The sequence below is a fragment of the Moorella sp. E308F genome (assembly GCF_006538365.1).
Lineage (GTDB): Bacteria > Bacillota > DSM-521 > Neomoorellales > Neomoorellaceae > Neomoorella.
Genome location: NZ_BJKN01000003.1, coordinates 131,802 through 158,372, shown reverse-complemented (window position 1 = coordinate 158,372; position 26,571 = coordinate 131,802). Strand labels below are relative to the sequence as shown.

Annotated in this window: 26 protein-coding genes, 1 riboswitch and 1 other annotated feature; all 26 genes read right to left on the bottom strand. The window is 56.4% G+C overall.

What is annotated here, in order from left to right:
* Positions 1 to 12: 12 nt before the first annotated feature.
* The 26 genes from E308F_RS13470 to E308F_RS13345 all read right to left on the bottom strand — a co-directional run bounded on the left by E308F_RS13470 (position 13) and on the right by E308F_RS13345 (position 26,538).
* A complete protein-coding gene (locus E308F_RS13470) occupies positions 13 to 345 on the bottom strand; it encodes a ribosomal-processing cysteine protease Prp (RefSeq protein WP_141265438.1) in 333 nt (110 codons plus the stop codon).
* Complete coding sequence (gene rplU, locus E308F_RS13465) at positions 342 to 656, bottom strand: 50S ribosomal protein L21 (RefSeq protein ID WP_141265437.1); 315 nt, start codon at positions 654 to 656, stop codon at positions 342 to 344. Before rplU ends, E308F_RS13470 begins: the two co-directional genes overlap by 4 nt.
* A gap of 9 nt (positions 657 to 665) precedes the next feature.
* Positions 666 to 743: a sequence feature (ribosomal protein L21 leader region), on the bottom strand.
* A 40-nt stretch (positions 744 to 783) separates the two neighbouring features.
* Entirely contained in the window at positions 784 to 2,469 is a 1,686-nt protein-coding gene (locus E308F_RS13460; protein ID WP_141265436.1) for an Rne/Rng family ribonuclease, read from the bottom strand.
* A gap of 14 nt (positions 2,470 to 2,483) precedes the next feature.
* Positions 2,484 to 3,185 (bottom strand): TIGR03936 family radical SAM-associated protein, encoded by a 702-nt coding sequence (locus E308F_RS13455; protein ID WP_141265435.1) that lies wholly within the window; start codon positions 3,183 to 3,185, stop codon positions 2,484 to 2,486.
* Complete coding sequence (locus tag E308F_RS13450; protein ID WP_277997651.1) at positions 3,175 to 5,028, bottom strand: TIGR03960 family B12-binding radical SAM protein; 1,854 nt, start codon at positions 5,026 to 5,028, stop codon at positions 3,175 to 3,177. The genes E308F_RS13455 and E308F_RS13450 overlap by 11 nt, the downstream gene beginning before the upstream one ends.
* A 162-nt stretch (positions 5,029 to 5,190) precedes the next feature.
* A complete protein-coding gene (locus E308F_RS13445) occupies positions 5,191 to 6,075 on the bottom strand; it encodes a M50 family metallopeptidase (protein WP_141265433.1) in 885 nt (294 codons plus the stop codon).
* Positions 6,076 to 6,078: 3 nt separating this feature from the next.
* Entirely contained in the window at positions 6,079 to 6,813 is a 735-nt protein-coding gene (locus E308F_RS13440; protein WP_141265432.1) for a murein hydrolase activator EnvC family protein, read from the bottom strand.
* A 76-nt stretch (positions 6,814 to 6,889) separates the two neighbouring features.
* Positions 6,890 to 8,287, bottom strand: a complete 1,398-nt coding sequence (gene hydG, locus E308F_RS13435) for a [FeFe] hydrogenase H-cluster radical SAM maturase HydG (RefSeq protein ID WP_141265431.1) — start codon at positions 8,285 to 8,287, stop codon at positions 6,890 to 6,892.
* Positions 8,288 to 8,358: 71 nt separating this feature from the next.
* Positions 8,359 to 9,135, bottom strand: coding sequence for a thiazole synthase (locus E308F_RS13430; protein ID WP_141265430.1), 777 nt, complete (start codon positions 9,133 to 9,135; stop codon positions 8,359 to 8,361).
* A gap of 99 nt (positions 9,136 to 9,234) precedes the next feature.
* A complete protein-coding gene (thiS, locus tag E308F_RS13425; protein ID WP_141265429.1) occupies positions 9,235 to 9,435 on the bottom strand; it encodes a sulfur carrier protein ThiS in 201 nt (66 codons plus the stop codon).
* 135 nt (positions 9,436 to 9,570) lie between these two features.
* A complete protein-coding gene (gene thiE, locus E308F_RS13420; protein ID WP_253260480.1) occupies positions 9,571 to 10,182 on the bottom strand; it encodes a thiamine phosphate synthase in 612 nt (203 codons plus the stop codon).
* A 177-nt stretch (positions 10,183 to 10,359) separates the two neighbouring features.
* A riboswitch (TPP riboswitch) is annotated at positions 10,360 to 10,468 on the bottom strand.
* Between the two features lie 189 nt (positions 10,469 to 10,657).
* Positions 10,658 to 12,274, bottom strand: coding sequence for a chaperonin GroEL (gene groL / locus E308F_RS13415; RefSeq protein WP_141265428.1), 1,617 nt, complete (start codon positions 12,272 to 12,274; stop codon positions 10,658 to 10,660).
* 24 nt (positions 12,275 to 12,298) lie between these two features.
* Positions 12,299 to 12,586 carry a co-chaperone GroES gene (groES, locus tag E308F_RS13410; RefSeq protein ID WP_054936265.1) on the bottom strand — a complete coding sequence of 96 codons (288 nt, stop codon included), beginning with the start codon at positions 12,584 to 12,586 and terminating at the stop codon, positions 12,299 to 12,301.
* Positions 12,587 to 12,698: 112 nt separating this feature from the next.
* On the bottom strand, positions 12,699 to 13,835 hold the full coding sequence (gene rodA, locus E308F_RS13405) for a rod shape-determining protein RodA (RefSeq protein WP_141265427.1): 1,137 nt from the start codon (positions 13,833 to 13,835) through the stop codon (positions 12,699 to 12,701).
* A 138-nt stretch (positions 13,836 to 13,973) separates the two neighbouring features.
* Complete coding sequence (gene minE, locus E308F_RS13400; RefSeq protein ID WP_141265426.1) at positions 13,974 to 14,270, bottom strand: cell division topological specificity factor MinE; 297 nt, start codon at positions 14,268 to 14,270, stop codon at positions 13,974 to 13,976.
* A gap of 16 nt (positions 14,271 to 14,286) precedes the next feature.
* Entirely contained in the window at positions 14,287 to 15,081 is a 795-nt protein-coding gene (gene minD, locus E308F_RS13395) for a septum site-determining protein MinD (RefSeq protein ID WP_141265425.1), read from the bottom strand.
* The gene (minC, locus tag E308F_RS13390) at positions 15,074 to 15,499 is read right to left on the bottom strand and encodes a septum site-determining protein MinC (RefSeq protein ID WP_141265692.1); all 426 of its coding nucleotides are present in this window, start codon (positions 15,497 to 15,499) and stop codon (positions 15,074 to 15,076) included. Before minC ends, minD begins: the two co-directional genes overlap by 8 nt.
* A 200-nt stretch (positions 15,500 to 15,699) precedes the next feature.
* Entirely contained in the window at positions 15,700 to 17,778 is a 2,079-nt protein-coding gene (mrdA, locus tag E308F_RS13385) for a penicillin-binding protein 2 (RefSeq protein WP_141265424.1), read from the bottom strand.
* On the bottom strand, positions 17,745 to 18,248 hold the full coding sequence (mreD, locus tag E308F_RS13380) for a rod shape-determining protein MreD (protein ID WP_141265423.1): 504 nt from the start codon (positions 18,246 to 18,248) through the stop codon (positions 17,745 to 17,747). The genes mrdA and mreD overlap by 34 nt, the downstream gene beginning before the upstream one ends.
* Entirely contained in the window at positions 18,175 to 19,089 is a 915-nt protein-coding gene (mreC, locus tag E308F_RS13375) for a rod shape-determining protein MreC (RefSeq protein WP_141265422.1), read from the bottom strand. Before mreC ends, mreD begins: the two co-directional genes overlap by 74 nt.
* 15 nt (positions 19,090 to 19,104) lie before the next feature.
* Positions 19,105 to 20,145 (bottom strand): rod shape-determining protein, encoded by a 1,041-nt coding sequence (locus tag E308F_RS13370; RefSeq protein WP_141265421.1) that lies wholly within the window; start codon positions 20,143 to 20,145, stop codon positions 19,105 to 19,107.
* Positions 20,146 to 20,238: 93 nt separating this feature from the next.
* Positions 20,239 to 20,934, bottom strand: a complete 696-nt coding sequence (gene radC / locus E308F_RS13365; protein ID WP_141265420.1) for a RadC family protein — start codon at positions 20,932 to 20,934, stop codon at positions 20,239 to 20,241.
* A complete protein-coding gene (locus tag E308F_RS13360; RefSeq protein ID WP_141265419.1) occupies positions 20,931 to 21,521 on the bottom strand; it encodes a Maf family protein in 591 nt (196 codons plus the stop codon). The genes radC and E308F_RS13360 overlap by 4 nt, the downstream gene beginning before the upstream one ends.
* Positions 21,522 to 21,851: 330 nt before the next feature.
* The gene (locus E308F_RS13355) at positions 21,852 to 22,499 is read right to left on the bottom strand and encodes a redox-sensing transcriptional repressor Rex (RefSeq protein ID WP_141265418.1); all 648 of its coding nucleotides are present in this window, start codon (positions 22,497 to 22,499) and stop codon (positions 21,852 to 21,854) included.
* Positions 22,500 to 22,561: 62 nt separating this feature from the next.
* Complete coding sequence (locus E308F_RS13350) at positions 22,562 to 23,884, bottom strand: bifunctional folylpolyglutamate synthase/dihydrofolate synthase (RefSeq protein ID WP_141265417.1); 1,323 nt, start codon at positions 23,882 to 23,884, stop codon at positions 22,562 to 22,564.
* Between the two features lie 11 nt (positions 23,885 to 23,895).
* Entirely contained in the window at positions 23,896 to 26,538 is a 2,643-nt protein-coding gene (locus tag E308F_RS13345) for a valine--tRNA ligase (protein ID WP_141265416.1), read from the bottom strand.
* Positions 26,539 to 26,571: the final 33 nt, after the last annotated feature.

The following is a 26,571-nucleotide window of genomic DNA, read 5'->3' as shown; positions in this document are numbered from 1 at the left end:
AGATTTCGGAAGTCAGATGTTTTTATATTCTAATGCTACATACTGCCTGTAATCGCTGGCTATAGCCTTCAGCCCCAGTTCTATAGTTTTGAGAATCACCCGGGCTTTCTCCTGGTCGGCGGGGTTTAAGCTAGCCGGTAAGCGGCACTCCAGAAAACCTTCCCGGATGCTTACCCCGGGTTCCTCTTCCAGATGGTCCTTCAGGCTAAAAACTGCCGTCTGGGCCAGGGCCGATACAGCGGCACAGACGATATCCTCGCCTTTAGGAGGGTAACCGGCATGGCCGGTAACGGTGAAGCCCGTAAGGCTCCCGCCCCTTTCCTGCCAGAAGACAATCCTTATCATTGCACCTCAATTTTTTCAATCCGCAACCGGGTATAGGGCTGGCGATGACCCTGCTTGCGCCGGTAGTTTTTCTTGGGCTTATACTTGAAAACAATTATCTTTTTGCCCTTACCATGGGCTTCTACGGCAGCGGTAACCCTGGCGCCGTTCACGTAAGGGGTGCCTACCTGCAGGTCAGCCCCTTCGCCGACGGCCAGCACCTTATCCAGGACTACCTTTTCGCCTTCGGCAACCGGCAGCTTTTCTACCCGGATGACATCGCCTTCGCTAACCCGGTACTGTTTGCCTCCGGTCATAATAATGGCGTACACCTGAAATCCCCCCAAGCTAAGACTCGCCACCGTCAGGCACCTTATTAAAAAGGTTTTAAAACCTGCGGCGAGCGGTTTAAAACTCTGGTGCGGCTTTTTGCAGTGTAACACATCTTCCCAGCACCTGTCAAGCATCGTTTAAGAGCCGCGCCCGGGCAAAGGTGCGGTAAACCCGGGTAACCTCTACCGGAACTTCCTGGCCGAGGTAAGAGGCGCCGCCGGGTATATCCAGGACAAAGCCGTCCACCCTGGCGATACCGTCACCGTTGTTGGTCGTATGTGCCCCTTCGATGGTAACTTTCAGAATCTGGCCTGCTTTGACGGGGGCGGCATTGTTGATTTCGTCCAGGTCGAAGAGTTCCCGCAGGTTTACTTCTTCCAGGTGAAGATTTTCAGCGCCCTTGATGATCAGCTGTTTCCCGGCCCGCCGCTCCAGGAGGCGCAAGTGGGCTCCCCCTGAGCCAATAAGCAAAGAAGCTACAGACGGATTGGCCTCCACCAGCAGGGCCCGCGCCCGGCTCTCCCCGGCCAGTTGCAGGATTTTTTTCCTGGCCTGGAGGGCCACCGTTTCTTCCGACAAGACCTTGCCCGTACCGTGGCAGTAGGGGCAGTCCTGCTGCAGCATGCTTCCCAGTTCCTGCTGGTCTTTTTTCCGGGTCATTTCCAGGAGCCCCAGGCGGGTAAAACCCAGGATCTGGGTTTTCGTTTTATCCCGGGCCAGCTCTCTTTGCAGGACTTTTATTACCTGCTCCTGGTGGGCGGGATTTTCCATATCGATGAAGTCGACGACAATGATACCGCCGATGTTGCGCAGGCGGAGTTGCCTGGCTACTTCCACCGCTGCTTCCAGGTTGGTCGTCAGGATTGTGTCGGCCAGGTTATGGCGGCCGACAAATTTACCCGTATTAACATCAATGGCCGTCAGGGCCTCCATCTGGTCAATAACCAGGTAACCGCCGCATTTAAGCCAGACCTTGCGCTTCAGAGCCTGCTCTATCTGGTTTTGCACGCCGTAGAGGGCAAAAAGGTCGGCACCTTCCCTTAACACCACCCGCCGCCGCAGCTCCGGCGAACGCCCGGCCAGGATGCCTACAACCGTGTCGTAGGTATCCCGGGAATTGACCAGGAGCCTATCGACATCTTCCGTGTATAAATCCCTTAAAATACGTAAAGAGAGTTCCACATCATGGTGGAGCAGCCGCGGGGCTTTGCTCCGCCTGGCCAGCTCACGAATACGTTTCCAGACCCGGCTCAAGGCCTTGCTGTCTTCCCGGAGTTCTTCCAGCCCGGCGCCGGCGGCCGCCGTCCGGACGATTAACCCCATGCGGCGCGGTTTAACCGCTCGCGCCAGAGTTTTCAACCGCTCCCTTTCCTCCTCACTGCCGATGCGGCGGGAGATGCCGATATAGTTAACTGTAGGCATGAGGACGAGATAACGCCCCGGCAGAGTAATCTGGGTGGTGACCCGGGCACCCTTGCTCCCCTGGGGTTCTTTGACCACCTGGACCAGGATCTCCTGGCCTTCCTGGACAACATCACTGATGCGTCTCCGGCTGCGGCCGGGCATCTCTCCCTCCAGGGCTTCCAGGCCGGTGGTATCATCAACAAAAAGGAAGGCGTTCTTCTCCAGGCCGATATCCACAAAGGCCGCCTGCATACCGGGTAAAACGTTGGCCACCCGGCCTTTATAAATGTTACCCACCAGATGCGCTTTTGTAACCCTCTCCAGGTATATCTCCATTAAACGGCCGTCCTCCAGGACGGCCACTGCCGTCTCTTCGGCATCTGCCTGGATTAAGATTTCCTTGTTCACCCATCTCTACCTTCTCATAAAACGCTGCATTTTCGCCCCCGGGCCGGAAACTGCGGGTCAACATACTCTTCCGGGGTCAGCAACCTGCCGTCCCGGCGGATAAACAGGCCGGTACGAATCACCCGGGAGGGTCCCTCCAGGGCCATGGCGCCAACCACTTCTTCCGGGCGGACAACCCCCCGGGAACTGCACTCAAGGAGCATTTCCAGGGTGGCTCCGGGTTTAACGGCCAGCTGGAAAACACCCGGCCGGATATCCTTGACCCTGGTGCCTTCTTTGCCCGGCCGGCTCACCCGGACCACCGGCTGAGAAAGAAAGGTTTCCGCTTTTTCCTGAAGGATTTTGGGGTCGGGAGGCTCCTCCCAGGCAACGCGGTAAGCAGCAGTATTAATAATGGCCGTCAGGGCCGGGGCCTGGTCGGAAATGGCAAAGACCAGCAAGATTTCCAAACCTGCCGGCAACTCGGCCTGTAACCTATCTTTGACCTCAACCGGGTCGAGGGGTGCCGTTAATTCCATGTCCAGGTATTCCGCCAGGCTCTCTATCCCTACCGCCAGGGCCGGACCGAAGGCCAGGCGCGGGTGGGGGTTAAAGCCGTGGCTGTAGGCCAGGGGAAGCCCCGCCCGGCGCATGGCCCGTTGCCACAGGCGGAGCATCTCCAAGTGGCCCAGGAAAACCGCCTGGCCGCCCTTGCTATATTTTATCCTAAGTCGCACTGTCCCGGGGCCCTCCTTTCAGGATCAGGTCAACCCCCAGGCCAGGACAGACGCCACAGCCTGTGCAGCGACCCGAGCGGCAGTCAGCCGTGACTAGGCCCTCCCAGGCCCGCCGGCGTTCCCTTTTTAAGAAGTCCTTAGCTATGCCAAAGTCCAGGTGGTCCCAGGGAAATATTTCTTCTTCCCGGCGCGAACGGTAGGCATAAAAGGCCGGATCAAGGCCTGTCTCCCGGAAAGCCTCCTCCCAGCAGCTGTAATTAAAGTATTCCGACCAGCCCTCTAATCTAGCTCCCCGGCGCCAGGCTGCCACAATCGCCCTGCTCAAACGCCGGTCGCCCCGGGAGAGAACCGCTTCGATAAAGCTGACCTCGGCCTCATGCCAGTTAAAACGCAGACCCGGGCCTTTAAGGTGGGTGCGCAGCAGCTTCTGCTTTTCTTTGATTGCTTCCACCCGGTCCTGGGGTTCCCACTGGAAGGCCGTCCAGGGTTTGGGGACAAAGGAAGAAACGCTGACGGTGACCGTCGGTTTTCCCCCGGGTGCCAGTTTCCTACCCTGATCGAGAATGCGCCGCGCCAGATCAACAATGCCCAGGAGGTCTTCTTCCCTTTCCGTAGGTAAACCAAGCATAAAGTAAAGTTTAATGGCCTGCCAGCCGGCCCGGAAAGCCTCGCCGGTGGCCGTCAGGATGTCTTCCTCGTTTACGCCTTTATTAATCACATCCCGCAGACGCTGGCTGCCCGCCTCGGGAGCAAAAGTGAGGGTGCTTTTACGTACCCGCTGGACGGCTTCCGCCAGGCGCACGCTGAAGGCGTCCACCCGTAAAGAGGGCAGGGAAATGCTGACGCCTCGATCGGCATAGGCAGCTGCCAGGACCCGCGCCAGCTCCTCCACCCGGGAGTAGTCGGCCGTGCTTAAAGAGGTAAGGGATATCTCTTCGTGGCCGGTATGGCGCACCAGCTCTTCCGCCTGGCGCAGGAGGATGGATAGGTCCCGTTCCCTTACCGGACGATAAATGGCCCCGGCCTGACAAAAACGACAGCCATGGGTGCAACCCCGCATGACTTCCAGCATCATGCGGTCATGAATTACCTCCAGGAAGGGAACAATAGGTTGGGTGGGAAAATAGGCTGCATCCAGGTCAGGGATGACCCGTTTGACTACGCGCTCGGGTACGCCCTCCTCCCGGGGGACAACCGCGGCCACGGTACCGTCGTTGTTGTATTCCACTTCATACAGGGAAGGAACATAAAAACCGGGCATGCTGGCTATGGCCTTTAAAACCCGGCGGCGGTCGTTAATTGCCCCTTCTTTTTTTAAACTGCCCACCATTGCCAGCAGCTCGGGCAATGCCTCCTCGCCATCACCCAGGAGGAAAGCATCAAAAAAGGGAGCCACCGGCTCCGGGTTGGCCACTCCCGGTCCCCCGCCGATAACTAGAGGATGGCCCGCGGACCGCTCCGAAGCCATAAGAGGTATGCCGGCCAGGTCGAGGATATTAAGAATTGTAGTATAACTCATTTCATACTGGAGGGTAAAGCCCAGGACATCAAATTCAGTTAAAGGCCGGTGAGATTCCAGGCTGAAGAGGGGAAGATGGTTTTCCCGGAGCAGTCCCTCCAGGTCCGGTCCGGGGGCAAAGGCTCGCTCCATGAGCATACCGGGCCGCTCATTGACGACGCCGTAAAGTATGGCCAGACCCAGATGGGACATGCCTACTTCGTAAAGGTCAGGATAAACAAAAGCCATGCGCACCGGGTTTTCTTCCCAGGCCTTGTGAATGGCATTCCACTCCGTGCCCAGGTAACGGGCCGGTTTGCTAACCCTGGTCAATAACTTTTCCAACTCAATACCTTGCAATTTCTTCGCCTCGCGCTACTCAATTTCCTGGTCATTAGTATAACAGGAAATCAAAAAAAAATATACCCCGAAGGTTTTTATAGCCATCCCTTCCATTCATCAGGGAACGAAAATTGTATCCAAAGAAAAAGGCGGGGCGAGTCTGCCCTACCTCCGCAACAGGACATCCAGGGTATTATTTCCTCCTTCCAGGAGCTCCTGCATGATTTCCGTTTCCGTTAGGATACCTTCCAGCCGTCCCCCTTTACCGATGACGGCTACCAGGTTGAAAGATCGAGGAGAAAAGGAGCGCGCCACCCTGGCCAGAGTGAGACCCGGGCCGGCCGCCAGCCAAAAGACCCTGGTGGTTTTAAACTGATCCCCTTTAACAGCTTCCTTACCCCGCTGCCGCCAGAAATCCTGCCAGAACATATAGGGTGCCACCTCCCCTTCTCGCCTGGCGGCGTAATAGATAAACAAGGCCAGGGCCAGGCCCTGGAGATCCGCCAGCCGGAAGATAAAACCGCCAATACTCCCCAGGCCCAGGAGGAGAGCCAGGACCTGGCCGCCGTAAACTCCTTCCAAAGTTGCCCGGTACAGCCCGGTATGCTTCGCCCTCAAGGCCCGGTAGATACGTCCCCCGTCCAGGGGAAGGCCCGGCCAGAGGTTAAAAAGGGCCAGGATAAGGTTGACCTGGCGAAAAAAAAGGAGCCAGGCCGGCGTTAAGTTAAGCAACAGGTCAAAAAGGGTTATCCCCAGCGCCAGGAAAAAACTGGCCGCGGGGCCGGCCAGGGCTATCAGAGCTTCGTCCGTAAAATCCCGCCCCTGCGGCCGCCGGAGGCGTGCCACCCCACCAAAGGGAAAGAGTTCCACGCTCTTCACTTTCCAGCCGAGACGGGAGGCTGCCAGGACATGGCAGCCTTCATGCCAGGCCACAGCCGTAAACAAAAGTAAGGCCTGGGGTAAAACCCCCACGAGAAAATAAAGGCCCAGGAGAAGCAGAAAATAATCGTTGAAAATTATTTCTGCCGTTCCCACTCGACCAGCGCGCATGGTTTACATCTTACCTGGGGGAGTTAATAAAGCTGTAGGGTCCACCGGCCGGCCATCCTGCCGCACTTCAAAATGGAGCTGGGCCACCGGGCCTTGAGCCAGGGTAGCAATCACGTTTCCCTTTTCCACTGCCTGCCCCTGGCTGACCTTGACCTGGCCCAGGGTGCCGTATACCGTAACCAGGCCCCGGCCGTGATCGATTTCCACGACCAGCCCCAGGACGGGGTCCTCCCCGGTCCTGATGACCTTACCCGCCAGGGCGGCCCGGACAGTTGAACCCCCTGGTGCCTGGATATCGATGCCATTATGGAAATATTGCTGGCCGTCGGCAACCATCCAACCGTAAGGGCGGCTGATATCCCCGGAAAGGGGTACAGCCATGGCTGGCAAAGCCTGGCCGGCAGTCACCGGGACTGCCTCTGCTCCCGGCTTGAAAAAATGGAAAACCCAGCGGTCGTAAGCATCCAGCCACATCCCTGAACGTACCAGTTGAGCTACGGCCGGGGTAAAGTCGGCCGCCGGGTCGGCCAGGTAATGACGCAGGCCCATTTGCAGGGGCTGGACCACAGGGCCGTCCAGGCGAAAAAGTATGGTTATGGCCAGCCATAACAGGCCGGCAATGATCCCCTGCCGCAGCCAGCGGCGTCGAAACCGTGACGGCGGTACGGTCCGCCCCGGCCCAGCCCAGCCACCCAGGGGAGCCCCTTTAACTTCCTCCCAGTCCCAGCTATCCCGCACCTTGCGTCCCCCCGGACAAGCATATTTCTTTATTTATGTATATGCCCGGACCGGGGAGGTATGACTAATGAAAGTGTTAGAAATGTAAATCTATCTCTCCATGGCGGGTTTGTTCCAGGCGCTTCATGATCTCCTCCCGCAAGTTGCTATCAGCAATGGTAGCTATGGCCGCAGCAATAACCCTTTCCCCTGCAGCCTTTAGCTCCGACGGCGCTTTTGTCACCAGGTACTCCTGAAAACTCAAGATGGCGTTGGGCAGGCAGAAACGCCGGATGTCACCTTCCCGCGCCAGGGCGGTAAAACGTTTACCGGTACGGCCAGAGCGGTAACAGGCGGTACAAAAACTGGGCAGGTGGCCATGTTGCAGCAGCATGGCTACCATGGCGCTCAAAGGCCGGTGGTCGCCCACTTCAAACTGGGCGGCCGGGTCTTCAGGTTCAGCGTAGCCGCCCGGGCTGACACAGGAACCGGCGGAAATCTGAGAAACACCCATATCCACCAGCTCATCCCGTAGTTCCGGCCGCTCCCTGGTAGTGAGCACCAGGCCGACATATGGTAAGGCCAGGCGGTAAACGGCTATAACCTTGCGGAAATCGGTATCGCTTAAAGGATAGGGTACCTCAGTTAAAGCCGCCCCCAGGGCCGGCCGCAGGCGCGGCACCGACATGGTATGGGGACCGGCGCCGAACGCCTCCTCCAGGCTGCGGGCATGGCTGATGGCCGCCAGGACCTCAAAACGGTAATCATACAGGCCCAGGAGCGGCCCCATGCCCACGTCGCCAAATCCGGCGGCCATGGCCCGGTGCATGACCGTCAGGCGCCAGCCGTAGTCGGCCTTGATGCCGGCAGGATGCATTACCCGGTAAGTAGCAGGATGGTAGGTTTCCTGGAAACACTGGTAAACGCCGGCCCCGGCCTGCTTCAAGCGGCGAAATCCGGCCACCGTCTGGGGAGCAACGTTAAGGTGGACAATACGCAGGGGCGAATAGCGGTAAACCGCCTCGACGGCCTGGCAGAGGTAATCAACATCGGCACCCGGCCGGCCTTCACCGGCGACCAGGAGGACACGCTGGAAGCCCTGCTCAGCCAGGGCCCGGGCTTCTTTACCAATCTCTTCCGGACTTAGAAGCCTGCGTTTAAGGTCCCTGTTATCGCGGCGGAAACCGCAGTAGAGACAGTTATTGCTGCAGCGATTGCTGATATACAGGGGAGCAAAAAGAACTATTCTCCGGCCATAAACCCGCTCTTTAACCTCGGCTGCCGCCCGGTAAACCTTTGGCAGCAAAGCGTCATCATTTAAATTAAGGATAGCGGCTGCTTCTTCCAGGCTTAACCCCTTTAAAGAGCGGGCCTTACGTAAAATGGCATCCAGGGCCGCTCCTCCGGGGGGCGGCGTTGCCAGGAGGGCCTCGATGGCTTCGGCATCAACTATCGCCTTCAGCTCACCGTCGTATTCATAAGCCGGCACGTTCATATACAAACACCTCCGAATAGGAAATGTGACGGGGCCCCCGCCCCTCGGCTCGTTGGGAAAGGGTGTCTTTCCTAGCCGCGGCCGATCATACCCTCGGTGGGACTGCTGGGGCTGGCATAGGTTTTCTTGGGTATCCTGCCGGCGAGGTACCCCAGCCGGCCGGCAATTACTGCCTCACGCATAGCTGTGGCCATGAGGACAGGATCGCGAGCTTCAGCAATGGCTGTATTGATCAGGCAGGCCGAAGCGCCGATTTCCATAGCCAGGGCGGCGTCGGAGGGAGCACCGATGCCGGCATCAACTATCACCGGGACATTAACGCGGTCGATGATGAGCCTAATGGCATCAAAGTTGGGCAACCCTTGCCCCGAGCCGATGGGCGAACCCAGGGGCATAACTGTAGCCGCCCCGGCTTCCACCAGACGCCGGGCCACAACTACGTCCTGGGTGGTGTAGGGTAAAACAATAAAGCCTTCCTTGACGAGGATGCGGGTAGCCTCAATGGTAGCCACAGGGTCAGGTAAAAGGGTTTCCTGGTCGCCGATAACCTCAAGTTTGACCATGTCGGAAAGGCCTGCTTCCCGGGCCAGGCGGGCCAGACGCACCGCTTCATCAACGGTAGTGGCCCCGGCGGTATTGGGTAAGAGGGTTATCTTCTTCAGGTCGAGGTAATCCAGGAGGGATGGGCCCGGAGACTGAAGATTGATCCTGCGCACAGCTACCGTCACTATCTCCGCCCCTGAGGCAGCAATAGCCTGCTGCATGAGCTCCATGGTGGCGTACTTGCCGGTCCCGACCATCAGGCGGGAATTGAACTCCCGGCCGGCGATGACCAGTTTATCATTCATAAAAGATTCCTCCCTGTAGCAATTTGAACTTTTGCATATAGCTGGCATTTGCCTGCAGCCAGCGACCTGGCCTCAACAGCAAGGTGACTTCGGCCGGCATCAGCCTCCCCCGACAAAACGTATGATTTCCAGTTCATCACCTTCCTCAAGAACAGTTGTCGCGTAGTCCTGCCGGGGTACAACCTGCCGGTTGCGTTCCAGGGCCATATAACGGCCCTCGATCCCCAGCTCCTGCAGCAGTTCGGCAACCGTCAACCCGGCCGCTACATCCCGCTCTTCGCCATTCACCTTCAGGCGCATAATAATATTGCCTCCCCCCAAACAACTCTGTCGTAGGCTGGCATTGTCTCGCTCGGCAGAAGCTTGCTCGCTGCCGACAAATGCCAGCCCGGTATTTCCATGTACTTTACCCTCCCGTTTCCCACCTCCCACTCCTCACCTCTTATTCAGGGTCTGCTTTAATTCAGCAACAGCCCGGGCCGGGTCGGAAGCAGCCATAACGGCTGACATCACGGCCACACCCCTGACCCCGGCGGCAAGGCATTGGCGGGCATTGGCGGCATTGATGCCGCCCAGGGCGATAATTGGTATACCAACACTGGCAACGACTTCCCGCAAGCTTCCCACCCCCCTGGGGGGGATTCCCTCCTTGGAAGCCGTCGGGAATATGTGGCCGAACAGCAGGTAATCTGCACCGGCCTTCTCCGCCTCCCGGGCGGCCGTCACGCTGTGGACGGATACCCCCATGATTTTCTCAGGCCCTAAAAGCCTGCGGGCCACGGCCGGCGGCAGTGAGTTTTCGCCCAGATGCACCCCGTCGGCTCCGGCGGCCAGGGCCACATCCAGCCGGTCATTGATCAGCAGCCGTGTTCCCGGCGGCAGGACCTGCTTTATATCCAGGGCCAGATGGTAAAGTTCCCTACCGGTTAAATCCTTTTCTCGCAGCTGTAGGTAATCTACTCCTTCCAGCTTTGCAGCCAGGTCTACCAGAGACCTGGCACCAGCAAGGCGACGGCTGGTGATGACATAAAGCCAGGCCAGGGTCAACACCTCCGTATATGAGAGGTGCGAAGTGGGAGGTTAGAGGTGGGATTTCTGTGGAAACTGGCCACGCCAGTTTCAGATCTACTTATCTCTCATTTTCTTCGTTCGCCGGTGCAGGGTGCCTTCATGAGAACCTCTGCCAGTAAAAAAACCGGTGTGCTCCTTTGGAGGAGGACACCGGTCGTAAACGTTCACTCTCCCTCCGCAGGCATTACCCTGATCAGGTCAAAGGGTCAGGTGCTCACTAGCCCTTTCTCAGCCCCTAACAGGAGCTCCCCTCCATATTAATTTTGCTATAATTTTACTATTCATAGTTTCTTAACGCAAGGGCTATTTAAGATTATATAAGCCATATTTTCACATTTAACGCCGGCCTGTAGCTCCTGGCAGCAATTTTCACCCGCCTTTATATTTATTTAATTAAAAAGGGGGTAGAAAAAAGAACCTGGAGGACATAACCTCCAGGCCCTTTTCTACTTTAATAATCCATACCGCCGGGCGGCATGGGAGGATTCTTTTCTTCCTTGGGTATCTCGGCGACCAGGGCTTCGGTGGTCAGCAGCATGGCAGCAATGCTGGCCGCATTCTGCAGGGCGCTGCGGGTAACCTTGGCCGGGTCAACAATACCGGCTTTCACCATGTCAACATACTGCTCGGAGACAGCATCGAAGCCGATGCCGGGCTTTTCGTTGCGTACCCGTTCTACAATAACCGAACCTTCCAGGCCGGCGTTGGCTGCAATCTGGCGCAGGGGTTCTTCCAGGGCCCGTTTGATGATCCGGACACCCACAGCCTCATCGCCCTCGGCCTGGAGCTTTTCTACCGCCGGGATGCAGTGGACCAGGGTGGCACCGCCGCCGGGGACAATACCTTCCTCAACAGCAGCCCGCGTAGCGGCCAGAGCGTCTTCCACCCGGTGTTTCTTCTCTTTCAGTTCGGTTTCGGTAGCCGCACCGACACGGATGACGGCTACGCCGCCGGCCATCTTGGCCAGGCGTTCCTGTAGCTTCTCGCGGTCGTAATCGGAATCGGTCTCTTCAATCTGCTTCTTAATCTGGGCTATGCGGCCGTCAATAGCATCTTTCTTACCGTAACCTTCGACAATGGTGGTCTTTTCCTTGGCAATCTTGACCTTCTTGGCCCGGCCCAGCATGTGGAGGTCAACATTCTCCAGCTTGACACCCAGGTCCTCGGAGATAAAGGTGCCACCAGTCAGGATAGCGATATCCTCCATCATGGCTTTACGGCGGTCGCCAAAGCCGGGAGCCTTGACGGCAGCGCAGTTCAGGGTGCCGCGCAGCTTGTTAACCACCAGGGTGGCCAGGGCTTCGCCCTCCACATCCTCGGCTATGATAACCAGGGGTTTACCCGTACGAACTACCTTTTCCAGCAGGGGTAGCAGGTCATTGATAGCCGAGATCTTCTTTTCATGGATAAGTATATAGGGTTCTTCAAATTCGGCTTCCATGGCCTCGGCGTTGGTAACAAAATACGGCGATACATACCCGCGGTCGAATTCCATACCTTCCACTACTTCTACAGTAGTGGCCGTACCTTTGGATTCTTCCACTGTGATGACGCCGTCTTTACCAACCTTCTCCATGGCATCGGCAATGAGCTCGCCAATCTCGCGCTCATTGGCGGCAATGGAGGCTACATGGGCTATGCTCTCCTTGGATTCCACCGGGATGCTTATCTTCTTGATTTCTTCCACCACAGCTTCCACAGCCCGGTCAATGCCCTTCTTGATGAAGACGGGATTGGCCCCGGCGGCCACATTCTTCAAGCCTTCCAGGACAATGGCCTGGGCGAGAACGGTGGCAGTGGTTGTTCCATCACCGGCGACATCGTTTGTCTTAGAAGCGACTTCCCGGCAGAGCTGGGCACCCATGTTTTCATAGGGATCTTGCAGCTCAATTTCTTTAGCTACGGTAACCCCGTCTTTGGTGATGACCGGGGAACCGAATTTGCGTTCTATGACCACATTGCGGCCCTTCGGTCCCAGGGTGACTTTCACCGCTTGGGCAACAGCGCTGACACCTCTTTCCAGGGCGCGCCTGGCTTCCGTATCAAAGGCCAGCTGTTTGGCAGCCATAATTTCTACCTCCTTTAAATTCCTTTATTTTTCCTTAATGGCCAGGATGTCGCTGTCACGGATAATCAGATATTCCTGGCCTTCATATTTGACTTCAGTACCACTGTATTTGGCAAAGACTACTATGTCGCCAACCTTAACTTCCGGCGCTACCCGGGTACCGTTTTCCAGGATCTTGCCCGGTCCGACGGCCACTACTTCCCCTTCCTGGGGCTTTTCCTTGGCAGTATCCGGTAAAACAATACCCCCCTGGGTTTTTTCTTCGCCGGTCAGGACCTTAAGTACTACCCTGTCGGCAAGCGGTTTAAGCATGAAAACTCCTCCTTTCACAGCATTTAGGAGTTGTTAGCACTCACCTGAGCTTAGTGCTAACAGCCAATTACTAATATACACAAGGGGTTACCCCTTGTCAATAGGAACAACTCTAAAAAAGAATTTTTTGCCGCCTGAGGTTAACATTGAGAACCAACCCCAGGGCCAGCATATTGGCCAGCATAGCGCTCCCCCCGTAGCTAAAAAGGGGCAGAGGTATCCCCGTCACCGGCATAATACCTATGGTCATGCCCACATTAACCAAAATATGAAAGGTAAACATGGAGACTACGCCGCCCACCAGCAAAGCGCCAAACATGTCCTTGGCCTGGGCAGCAATCCGAATCATGCGGTAGAGGAGCAAGAAATAAAGGGCAAGAATACCCACAGTACGAACGAATCCCAGCTCTTCCCCGACTACTGAGAAGATAAAGTCGGTATGGTGTTCCGGCAGGAAATTGAGCTGCACCTGGGAACCCTGGCGAAAGCCGACCCCCCACCACCCGCCGGAGCCGATGGCGATCTGGGACTGGATGACATGGTAACCGGCACCGGTACCGCCCTGGCCGTCGTTATAGGGATTGAGGACTACCACCAACCGGCGCAGCTGGTAATCCTGCAGGGGCAGGGGCAGGCCGAAATGGAAGTGGGCGTAAAGGGCCAGTCCGACCAGGAGGAGGCCGCCGCCGGAGATTAATAATAACAGCCTGGGGTTGGCCCCTCCTATATACAACATGCCAAAAAGGATGGCCAGCAAAACCAGGGCCGTACCCAGGTCGGGCTGTTTTAAAATTAGCAGCATGGGTACAGCTACATAGGCGAAGGGTACGATTAAATCCTGCCAGCGGTTAAGTTTGCCCCGGCGTTTATCCAGGAAGCAGGCCAGGGTAATGACCGTTATGGTCTTGGCAAATTCGGAAGGCTGCAGGAGAAAAGGGCCCAGGTTGATCCAGCGCTGGGCTCCCTTAGCTTCATGGCCAATGAAGAAAACCGCGGACAATAAAATTAGATTCAAGATATACAGGGGATACTGATAGCGTTTCAGTTGCCCGTAATCGATAAGTAATACTGCGGTCAACCCTGCTAGGCCAACAAAAATCCATATCAGTTGTTTTTTAACATAATAATAGGGATCTGTTGCTACGTTGGCCGCAGCGCTGCTAAGAACAGCCAGGCTAATTAATAACAGGGTGATAATGCTACCCACAAAATAATAATCGAGATTACGCCAGAGGCGGCGCTCCAACATTATTTCCCCTGCCCTTCACGGGAGTCAATGATAGTCATGATAATAAGGGGCCGTAATTATTATATAACAGCAAGCATGGCCGGGCTATAACAAAATAGCGGTAAAAGGAAATCCCCCGGCAAAATCCGGGGGATACTTTTATGCTTTAACGGCGGTCTCCGGACTGGTTTTAAAGGTGCGCTTGACCCTGAGGATGGGGATATTGGCCACCAGGGCCACGGAATCATTTTCGTGATTTAAGCTAACCTCCAGCCCCGTAGTATCGATATCAAGGTATTCGGAAATGACGTTGATTAAATCGTTTTTCAGGGCTTCCAGCAGGTGAGGGGAAACACCGGCCCGGTCATGAACCAGCACCAGGCGCAGGCGTTCCTTGGCAACCTTTTTGCTGGCTGTAATATCTCGCCCGAAAAAACGCAGCAAAAATTCCAGCACCCCGCGTGCCCCCTTCCTAACCCAGGCCAATCAGTCTGCGGAGCCTGGCCATGATGCCGCTCCCCGCGTCCCAGTTCAAGAAGGGAACTTCTTCTCCTAAAAGACGGCGGGCGATATTACGGTAGGCCTGGCCGGCCCGGGAATGCTTATCCAGAACTGCCGGTTCGCCGCGATTGGTGGAAATAACGATATACTCGTCTTCCGGCACCACGCCGATGAGATCAATAGCCAGGATCTCCAGCATATCCTCGATGTCCATCATGTCGCCCTTGCGCACCATATCCGGCCGCAGGCGATTGATAATCAAGCGCGGAGCCTCCATTTCGGCTGCTTCTAAGAGCCCGATAATGCGGTCGGCATCCCGGACGGCGGCAACTTCCGGTGTGGTAACCACCAGGGCCTTTTCCGCCCCGGCGATGGCATTTTTAAAGCCCATTTCAATTCCGGCCGGGCAGTCGATTAACACAAATTCATATTCCTCGCGTAACTGGGCCACCAGGTCAATCATCTGCTGGCGGCTGACGGCTGTCTTGTCCCTGGTCTGGTTGGCTGGTAAAAGGTAGAGGTTTTCCAGCCTTTTATCCTTAATTAAAGCCTGCTTTAAGCGGCAACGGCCCTCGACGACATCAAGAAGATCATACACAATCCGGTTTTCCAGGCCCATGACCACATCCAGATTTCTTAAACCAATATCCGTATCAACTAAAACAACTTTCTTACCCAGACTGGCCAGGCCGGTACCGAGGTTGGCTGTAGTAGTTGTTTTGCCAACCCCGCCCTTACCGGAAGTGATGACAATCACTTCACCCATTTTGTTCCTCCTCTTCCTCAATCATGCTCCTGCTTAACCATCGCTTTTCGCCGCCGGGCTGGTATTTTTCAATGACGACTGCTTCATCCTGGATGCGGGCGATCTCCGGTTCTCCCATGACATCCTGGACCTCATCATCGGGAGCCCTGGTAATGTAGCCGGCAATCCGCAGCTGAGTGGGCTGGAGCCGGAAGGCCATGACCACAGCCTTTTCATTGCCTTCAGCCCCGGCATGGACTACTCCCTTTAAGGTGCCCATGACAATAACATGGCCGCTGGCCACTATTTCCCCGCCAGGATGAACGTCGCCCATAACTACCACATTTCCGGGGTACTCTAACCTCTGGCCGGAACGCACTGTGCGGCAGACCAGAAAGGTATGGTTGTCCGACCCCGGTTTTCCCCTGGCAGCCGGCATCGTTATCCCCTGCTGGGTGCCTGCCCCGGTGTCACTACCAGTTGAAGAAAACACGCCTCTTCTCCTCCTTGATACCGGGCGGCAGAATCCGCTTCGGCTTTATTAATTTTCTACACCAGTGAGGTAAATCCTGCCGCAGCAGGAAAAAAGATGGGGTCTTTTTTCCCCATCTTCTCAGCAAAAAGAGACGCTAGCTGACATTATTCCACGGAAACGCCGTTAAAAGGCTTATTTAAGATATCCGTCAGGCCAAAGTACTGGGCCAGGACTGCCCGGGCCACCACACCGGCGGAATCACCGCCGTGCTGGGCGTATTCGATGATAACCGCGATAGCAATCTGCGGGTCATCGAAGGGAGCAAAGGCCACAAAGAGCCCGTAAAAATCGCTATTTCTGTCGTCACCGGCCAGCCCTGTCTGGGCGGTGCCGGTCTTGGCCGCCACCTGAAGTTCGGGCGGGAAATCGCGAAAGAGGAAACTGGCAGTACCATCACTCGCCCGGGTCACTTCCAGCATGGCCTGCCGTACCTGGGCCATAGCTTCTTGAGAGATCGTAACCCTCCCGGCCACCTCGGGGTGGTATTGTTTTTTTAACGAGCCGTCGGCGCCAATTACCTTATCTACCAGGTAGGGGCGCCAGCGGGTACCGCCGTTGGCCAGAGTGGCTATATAGTTGGCCAGCTGGATGATGGTGTAATTATTATCGCCCTGGCCTATGGAGGTGTTATAGGTATTAAAGGGCTGCCAGGTAGTATTAAAGTTATAGTTTATCTGGTACTCGGCCTTAACCTGCTTTAGTTCCCTTTCCTTCTGCTCAAGCAGCTTGCTTTTTTCCTCCGGGGCGGCTGCCGCAAGTAAACCGGCATACTTCTTTTCGATGCGGTCTTCTTGATTTTTTAACCACCGGTCCCAGTATGGGGCATTAATCTCTTTTTTCCATTCTGGTGAAGGCAGGATGCCCGCTGCTTCACCCCGGAGGCCGATAACCCCGGTAGGTTCTCCCAGGCCGAATTGCCGCGCCACCTCGTCGATTTTATCGATTCCGGCCAGTTCCCCGGCCCACTGGAAATAGGTGTTGCAGGAGACGGCCATGCCCCGGTATAAATTAACATTGCCGTGAACCGCCCAGCAGGTAATGCCACCCGGTTTCCAGTAACGGCCGCTGTCGTAAATGGTATCCTGAGGCTTAACCACGCCGGCATCCAGGGCCGCCATGGCCGTAATAGGCTTAAAGGTCGAACCCGGCGGGTAAATCCCCTGAATGGCCCGGTTGAAAAGGGGTTTCAGGCGCGGGTTGTTATAATAGCCCTGCTTCCTGGTATAGTTGCCGTTAACAAAGTCATTGGGATCCATATCGGGCTTGCTGGCCATAGCGAGGATCGCCCCGGTCTTGACATCCAGGACTACCGCCGCCCCGCCGCCGGCCTTGGGGTTCTTTTTCTTTGTAGCAGCAATCACCTGGTCCATGGCCTTTTCCAGTGTTTGCTGGAGCCGCAGGTCAATGGTGAGCTGAACAGTATCGCCCGGTGTGGGCGGCAGAGTTACCAGGTCCCGGACCTTACGGTTATAGGCGTCAACCTCCACCTGCTCGGCGCCTTTCTTGCCGCGCAGGCCTATTTCCCGGCCGCCCTCGTTACTGTATTCCAGGAAGGCTTCAATACCGCTCTTGCCTATTTTATCGTTGAGGCCGTAATTTTCTTCTTTCCTGTCTTCTAGTTCCTGCTGGGTTATCTGGCCGACGTAACCCAGGAGATGGCCGGCCAGGGGTCCATAGGGGTAATAACGCTGGGGTTCCTCAATAATATTTACCCCCGGCAGGTCCTGGCGGTGCTCCTCGAGTCTGGTCACAGTGGCAATGGCCACCGGGTCGCTGGCCGGGAGCCTTTTGATCTCCGTCGACCGGTAACGGATAGGGTTATTTTTGATCAATTCTTTAATAGCCGCCGGTGTCAACTCCGGGTCCTCCAGCAGGGCGGAGAGGTTGTTAATGACTCCATCCAGATCCTGGTTGGGCATGCTGCGAATGGTCACCACATATACCGGCTGGCTGGTGGCCAGGACCTGGCCGTTCCTATCCAGGATATCGCCCCGGCGGGCTTCAATGGGGTTTATGCGGATGCGATTCTCGGCCGACTGTTTGCTGAATTCCTGGGCATTGACAATCTGGAGAAAAAACAGGCGGGAGGTCAAGAGGATAAAGATAAAGATAAGAATTACCAGGTAGCCATTGAGGCGCCTGGAGAGTTTCAGCTTCCAGTTTTCCTTTTCCTGGTCCCCCATGCTGCTCCCCCTTGATATAAACTGTATCCCAACAGAGCCAGGCTGCCGTTATAAAAGGCCATAGGCAAAACGACGGTTAACATCCCGGCCAGCCAGGGATATTTAAATCCAGCAAGATGCCCCACCAGTAAAAATAAAAACCCCTGACCAATGGTCGCTAGAAAAGTGAGGATACCGGGACCCAGCAGGTTATCATGGTTTAACCAGTCTTTACTTAAACCCACCAGGTAACCGGTAGCCATCCTGGTCAGGGCATTGAGGCCTAAGAATTTAGCCAGATAAAAGTCTTCCAACAGCCCATAGATAAAACCCATGGCAGCTCCCCGGGGTGCCCCTTTAAGGAAGGCAAAAATGGTCAGGAAAACAGTTAGCAGGTCGGCCTTAACTCCTGCCATCTTAAAGGCCGGTAGCAGGGTTGCCTCCAGGATAAGTCCTGCCAGCCCCAGAAGCACCAGCCCCAGGAACTGCATCTTCAATGCCCCCCTTGACCCGCGTAATGACCAGGACTTCTTCCAGCCGGTCAAAATCTACCGATGGTTCGATAATGGCCCGTTTCATAAGCCCGTCGGGCTCGGGCAAAACTTTGACCACCGTTCCCAGGAGTAAGCCCTTGGGGAAAATACCGCCCAGGCCGGAAGTGACGACTACCTGATTTTCCATTACCGGGGCATCGCGGGCGATATGAATCATTTGCAGGTAGCCGCGGTAATCAGGGCTCCCCTCGACGATGCCTGGCGTCCGGTTAACCTGGATCATACCACCCAGGGCTCCTTCACGGTCCAGGATGAGCAAGACTTCCGCCGTCCGGGGTGTGACGGCAACGATCCGGCCGACCACTCCCTGGGAGGTGACTACCACCTGGTCTTTTTGCAATCCTGCCCTGGAGCCAAGGCCCAGGGTAAGGGTATGGTACCAGTTGGAAGGGTTGCGGCCGATGACCGGGGCCACGGTAAAGTCAAAGGCATTGCCGTTTACTTCCGTAAATTTAAGGAGGTTGCGCAGGCGGTTGTTTTCCTGGCGGTATTCTTCCAGCTGGATGTTAGCCGCCTTTAAAGCAGCTATTTCCTGCTTCAAGGCCTGGTTCTCGGCCTGGAGGCGGCTGTAATTCTTGATTGCCGCCAGCCACCCCTCGGTTTTGTTTACCACCAGGGTAATACCCCTTTCGGCCGGAGCCAGGGCATCCCGCAAGCCTCCTTCTAAAATGCTTAAGCGCCCCCGTTCCAGGGCCGTCCAGCGCATGATGAAATAAATACTTAAGGCAGCCAGGATCAAGATGAGAGGGGTAATGAGCTTCCGCCGATAAGGGCCCAAAGCTCCTCCCTCCCTTTAACCTACGCGCTGCGCCGGTAAAAGCACTCGTTTCAGTACTTCAATATTTTCCAGGACCTTACCCGTACCTATAGCCACGGCTGTCAAGGGGTCTTCGGCCATATTCACAGGCATGCCTGTTTCCTGGCTCACCAGGCGGTCCAGACCCCAGAGCAGGGAACCGCCGCCGGCCAGGACGATGCCCCGGTCCATAAGGTCGGCAGCAAGCTCGGGGGGCGTCCTTTCCAGGCAGACCTTAATGGCCTCCAGGATGGCGGCCACCGGTTCCGCCAGGGCTTCCTGGACTTCAGTTGCCGTAATCTCAATGGTCTTGGGTAGCCCGGTGACCAGATCCCGGCCGCGGACGGCATAGGTGCGATCTTTGCGGGCGCTGTCCTCTTCAGTATCACCAAAAAAGGCCGCTCCCAGCTCAATCTTGATCTCCTCCGCCGTCCGCTCGCCGATCATCAAGTTGTAGGTACGCTTGATATACTGAGTGATGGCCTCATCCATTTCATCGCCGCCAATGCGAATGGAACGGCTGGTGACAATACCTCCCAGGGAGATAACGGCTACCTCGGTGGTACCGCCGCCAATATCAACAATCATGTTGCCCGTCGGCTCGTAAACCGGCAATCCGGCACCGATGGCTGCCGCCATAGGTTCCTCAATCAGGTAGGCTTCCTTGGCCCCGGCCTGGAAGGCAGCTTCCCGGACGGCCCGCGCTTCCACAGCCGTAACGCCGGAAGGAACACCTACCACTACCCGCGGCCGAACCAGGAATCCCTTGGAAATGGATTTCTCAATAAAATACCGCAGCATGCTCTGGGTAACATCGAAATCGGCAATGACACCGTCCTTTAAAGGGCGGATGGCAACAATATTACCAGGGGTCCGGCCAATCATCCGCTTGGCTTCTTCACCAACGGCCAGGACATTCCCCGTTCCCCGCTGGATGGCGACCACCGATGGTTCCCGGAGAACAATGCCCTTGTTGCGGACATGAACCAGGGTATTGGCCGTCCCCAGGTCAATCCCGAGATCCCGGGCGAAAAGCATACCTTTAGCTCCTTCCTGCTTAATTCGCACCCATTATAGTACATGATAAATGTAAGGGCAACAGGTTAATAATAGAATTGGAGCGGGTGTACACTATAGTAAATTTCGTTCCTTTAAGCTAATAAAGCGACCGTCGCCGATAATTAGATGATCCAGCACCTCAATCCCCAAAATCTGGCCGGCCTCCACCAGGCGCCGGGTAACCAGCAGGTCTTCCTGGCTGGGAGTGGGGTCGCCGCTGGGATGATTATGGACTAGGATAATGGCCGCAGCACTGCGTCGGATGGGGTCTTTAAAGACCTCCCGCGGATGGGCCGGGGAAGAATTAAGGCTGCCTACAGAGACACTATCTATCCCTATTACCTGGTTTTTAGTATTCAGGGAAACGGTACGGAAATTTTCCCGGTCCAGGTAGCGCATTTCGTCCATGAGGAGGCCGGCTACATCCCACGGGTTCTTAATCACCGTCCGGGATAGGTTAAAGGCGGCCAGGCGCCGGCCAAGTTCCAGAGCGGCTTTCAGCTCGGCTGCTTTGGCCAGCCCAATACCTTTTTCTTTTTGTAACTCTTCCAGGGAAGCCGCGGCCAGGTACTGGAGCCCTTCGGGCCGGGAGAGCAGGCGTCTTGCTACGTCGATGGCCGTCTCGGTCCTGGTACCCGTCCGGATGAGGATGGCCAAAAGCTCGGCGTTGGACAGGGCCTGGGGCCCGGAGCTCAATAGTCTTTCCCGGGGCCGCAAATCGGCCGGCATCTCTTTAATGGTGGTCCCTTTCGCTGCTTCCCCGGTCATTCTCTCTCTCCTCCCCACACATCCACGCCAAACTCTTCTAGGAGCTCCACCACTTTTACCAAGGGCAAGCCGACGACGTTAAAGTAGTCGCCGTTGATCCTTTCCACCAGCAGGGCGCCACGTCCCTGGATGCCGTAGGCTCCGGCTTTATCCAGGGGTTCACCTGTGGCTACGTAGGCAGAAATTACGGCGGGGTCCAGGTGGCGGAAGGTTACTTCGGTGCGCGAGTGGGTAAACTTTTCCTCGCCGCCCGGGGCCCTGACAACCGCTACCCCGGTATAAACTGTATGGGTGCGGCCGCTTAAAAAGGAAAGCATCGCCGCGGCTTCTGCCGCTGAGGCCGGTTTACCCAGAACCTGCCCCCGGCAGACGACAATGGTATCGGCACCGAGTACCAGGCCTTCTTTACATGCTTGAGCCACGGCCCGGGCCTTGGCCAGGGCCAGGTGCTCTACCCTGGCCGCCGGCGGCAGGTCCCTGAAGTTATTTTCATCCACCTGGCTGGGGCGGACTTCGAAGTTTAAACCTATGCGTTGCAAAAGTTCCCTTCGTCGCGGCGAGGCCGAAGCCAGAATTAACCTATTCACTGGAATTTTCTTCCTTTTTCCTTCTTTATACCACATGGCACTCCGTCGCAGCTGGCTTTGTCTCGCTCGCTCCATGGTCCTTACGGAGCGGTCTATGGCTCAGCCTCGGGCTCGGACGGGGTTCACGGCCTATTCGGCATCCTTGCCTCAAAGGCCGTCCTCGGACATCCTGTCCTCGGCCCCGTCCTCGCTCCTCGGCTTCGCCGAGACCGCTTCGCCGTTCGGACCAAGTCGCTCGCTTCCGACAAATGCCAGCCCTAAATTTTCCTGCCATCGCTGGTGGCAGCTCGCCGTCATTACCTGGTACCTGGTTCTCGTGAAGCGGCGGGTTTATCTCACGCCCTTCATACTCCGGCGCAGGGCCAGGTTAAAGGTTAGGAGTTCCAGGTTGACGGAAAGGTCAACATTACGGAGTTCAATATGCTCCGGTACATTGAGCACGCGAGGAGCAAAGTTTAATATCCCTTGAATGCTTGTCCCGGCCAGCTGGTCGGCGACCTCCTGGGCATACTCTGCCGGTACGGCAATGATGGCGATCTGGGCCTTTTCCCGTTCGATAATTTCCTTCAAGCGCTCCATAGGGTAGACTTCAACGCCGTTCAAACGGTAGCCAATTTTATGGGGAGCATTATCAAAAATTCCCACCACTTTAAAACCGCGCTCCCGGAAGCCGCCATACATGGAGAGGGCCGTACCCAGGTTGCCGGCACCGATGATGACCACCGACCAGGTGGTATTGAGGCCCAGGATCTTGATGATATGCCAGTAGAGATCCTTTACATTATACCCTACACCGCGGGTACCAAATTCGCCAAAATAGGCCAGGTCCTTACGTACCTGGGCCGGACTAACGCCAACGCCGTCGGCTATTTCCCCGGAAGAGATGGTTGTCACTCCCCGCCGGTCTACCTGGGCCAGGTAACGGGAATAAACCGAGAGCCGGATAATGGTAGCTTCGGGAATTTTGAGGGTTTTCACCTGAATCTGCCCCCTTGAAGGCTCAATATGGCCTTGCACAAATAATCTTTAAAAGATATTCGCTACCGGCAGATAGAATCCTCTTTTTTAAGCTTCTTAAGCCATTCTCTGGCATCTGCCACCATGTACAATGATCCTGTTACACAGATGAGGTCAGACGGACCGGCAATATTCAAAGCGCGGTCCAGGGCTTCAGGAATTTCTTCAATAACTTCTACCTGTTCTCCATACCGGCGCACAAAGCCCGCCAGGGACTGCCAGTTTCCGGCACGGGGATTATTGGGCCGGGTAACAATTACCACTGCGGACTTCGGGGCCAGCTCGGCCACTACCTTTTCGCGCTCCTTGTCAGCCAGCATACCCAGCACCAGGATCAGCCGCCGGTAAGAGAATAATTCTTCCAGGGCCCGACGGAGAGTCCTGGCCCCATCAACATTATGGGCGCCATCGATGACTACCATGGGCTCCCGGTGCATAATTTCCAGCCGCCCCGGCCAGGAGGCCTGCACCAGGCCATGGCGGATATGCTCTTCTGTAACCCCAAGGCCATGGTGGCGCACGGCAGCTTCAACCACAGTAACGGCTGTAGCGGCATTTTCCAGCTGGTGCCTGCCCAGCAGGGAGATTTTAAGGCCCTCATAAGTTCCCAGCAGGCCCTGCAGGTCAAACTCGCCCCCGGCCAGGGAGACGCGGCGCTCCTGCCAAGTGACATCCCGGCCCACGCGGTAAAGGGTGGCTCCCTTTTCCCGGCAGGTACGGCTGATTTCTTCCAGGACCGCGGGGCGACGGGCCGCAGTCACCACGACGCCGCCGTCTTTGATGATACCGGCCTTGACCCTGGCGATCTCAGCTATATTGTTCCCCAGGTACTCCATGTGATCCATGCCTACATTGGTAATGCAACTTACCAGGGCTGAAGATATAACATTGGTAGAATCGATAGCCCCTCCTAAACCGACCTCCAGGACTGCCAGGTCAACACCCTCTTCGGCAAAATATTTCAGCGCCACCGCCGTACTTACTTCAAATTCCGTCGGGTGTTCATAACCTGCGGCCACCATGGCCTCTAATACCGGCTTAAACCATGTCAGGAGAGCTGCCAGGCGCTCTTCGGGGATAGGCACGCCATTAATCCGCATCCGTTCGGTATAGGAATGCAGGTGGGGTGAAGTAAAAAGACCTACCCGGTAACCGGCCTCCTTCAGGATACTGGCAACCATGGCGGCTACCGAACCCTTGCCGTTGGTCCCGCCAATGTGGATAAAACGCAACCGTTCCTGGGGCACACCGCAGCGGCGGGTGAGTTCTCTAATCCGCTCCAGGCCCAGATTAAAGCCAAATTTTGTCAGCCGCCTCAAAAATTCAAGGGCTTCTTTATAATCCACCCCTTCGCCTCCTAACCCTTTAGGAAGCTCAGGCGCTGGCTCAAAGCCGTTATCTTGCTCTTTAATTCTGCCGCCCGGGCTTCTTCCTTGGCTACAATGGCCGCCGGGGCTTTGGTGCGGAAGTCTTCCCTGGCCAGTTTCTTTTCCACCTTCTCCAGCTCGGCCCGGGTATTCTTGAGTTCCTTTTCCAGGCGGGCCTGTTCCTTTTCCAGGTCGATAAGGCCCGCCAGAGGCAGGAACACCTGGACGCCGCCGGTGACCGCCGTTGCCGCCCGGGCGGGTGGCTGGGATAAAGCAGCCTTCACCTGCACCGGGCTGGCCGCCGCCAGCACTTCCAGGTAAAGGGAGGCCTGCTGCAATATCTGTCGATCTTCCTCCGCTTCTGCTACCAGGATAACCTCGGCCGGCCGTCCCGGGGGTATATTCATTTCGCTGCGCAGGTTGCGGATAGCCCTGATGACAGCCATTACGAGTGCCATGGCCTTCTCTGCGTCATCGTCATCCAGCTCCGGCAAAGCCCGGGGCCAGGAGCTGATCATGATGCTCTCTCTTTTTCCCGGTAAATGCTGCCATATTTCTTCGGTAATAAAGGGCATAAAGGGATGGAGGAGCAGCAGGCTTTTACCCAGGACTTCCACGAGGACTCCCTGGGCCACCTGCCGGGCTTTTTGATCCTTGCCGTACAGGCGGGGTTTGATTAGTTCAATATACCAGTCGCAAAATTCACCCCAGAAAAAGTCATAAAGGAGCCGGGCCACTTCACCGATTTCATAGGCCTCGAGGCCCTCCGTGACCTCGCGAATAAGCCGGTTCAAACGGCTTAAAATCCAGCGGTCGGGCAGGGCCAGCTCTTTTGGTTCAAGGGGCACGGGTTTAAAGTCCTCTAGATTCAAGAGGGCAAAGCGGGCCGCATTCCAGATTTTATTGGTGAAATTGCGGGTGCCCTCCAGGCGTTCGGGATGAAAACGGAGATCGTTCCCCGGCGTGTTGCCGGTAACCAGCATAAAGCGCAGGCAGTCGGCGCCATATTTTTCGATAACCTCCATGGGATCGACGCCGTTTCCCAGGGATTTGCTCATCTTGCGCCCCTGCGCGTCCAGGACGAGGCCGTGGATAAGAACCTCGCGGAAGGGCACCTGGCCCATGAACTCCAGGCCCATGAAAAGCATCCTGGCGACCCAGAAAAAGATGATATCCCGGCCTGTTACCAGGACGGAAGTAGGATAGAAGGTTTTCAGTTCCGGTGTGTCTTCCGGCCATCCCAGGGTGGAAAAAGGCCAGAGGGCGGAGCTGAACCATGTATCCAGGACATCGGGATCCTGTTCCAGGGCTGTACTGCCGCAGGCCGGGCACTCCACAGGGTCTTCTACGGCGCATATTTCTTCACCGCACTGCTGGCAGTACCAGACGGGAATGCGGTGGCCCCACCAGAGCTGGCGGGATATGCACCAGTCGCGAATATTCTCCAGCCAGTTCAGATATATTTTCGTGAAGCGTTCCGGGATAAATCGTACCTTGCCTTCTTTCGCTGCCCGGATGGCCGGTGCCGCCAGCGGAGCCATGCGCACGAACCACTGGGGTGAGACCAGGGGCTCAATCACAGTACCACAGCGATAACAGTGCCCCACGGCATGGGTGTGGTCTTCCACCTTGACCAGGAAGTCCTGGGTTTTCAGGTCACTAACTATTTTCTCGCGGCAGGCGTAGCGGTCCATACCCGCGTAGGGACCTGCTTCTTCCGTCATCACCGCGTCCTTGCCGATGACGGTAATGGCGGGGAGATTATGCCGGGCTGCCACTTCAAAGTCGTTGGGATCATGGGCCGGGGTAATTTTGACAGCACCGGTACCAAAGGAAGGATCGACGTAGCTGTCGGCGATCAGGGGGATTTCCCGGTTGACCAGGGGGAGGATCAGGGTTTTCCCGATTAAGTCCCGGTAACGTTCGTCCTCCGGGTTCACGGCTACGGCCGTATCGCCCAGCATGGTTTCCGGTCGGGTGGTGGCCACGGTGATACTGCCGCTACCGTCTTTAAAGGGATAGCGGATATACCAGAGGCGGCCGTCCTCTTCCTCGTGTTCCACCTCGATATCGGAAATGGTGGTCTGGCAGCGGGGACACCAGTTAATAATATAGTTGCCCCGGTATATAAGGCCCTTTTCGTAGAGGCGGACAAAGACCTCGCGCACGGCCCGGGAGCAGCCCTCGTCCATGGTAAAACGCTCCCGGCTCCAGTCGCAGGAGGTACCTAAGAGGCGCAGCTGCCTGGTAATGCGGTCACCGTACTCGTTCTTCCAGGCCCAGACTCGCTCCAGGAACTTCTCCCGGCCCAGGTCATATTTGCTCAAACCTTCCTTGGCCAGCTCTTCTTCCACCCGGGCCTGGGTGGCTATACCGGCATGGTCGGTACCCGGCACCCACAGGGTGGCATCCCCCCGCATACGGTGCCAGCGGGTAAGGATGTCTTGCAAGGTATTATCCAGGGCATGTCCCAGGTGCAGGCTCCCGGTAACGTTGGGCGGGGGCATAACTATGCTGAAGGGTTGCTGGCCCGCTGCCGGCAGGGGACCGCGGAAATAGCCTTTTTGCGTCCAGTAGCGGTACCATTTTTCTTCTACGGCTTTAGGATCGTAGACCTTATCTAGCGCAGCCAAAACGCTTGCCTCCTCGGAATCATTACTTACCCT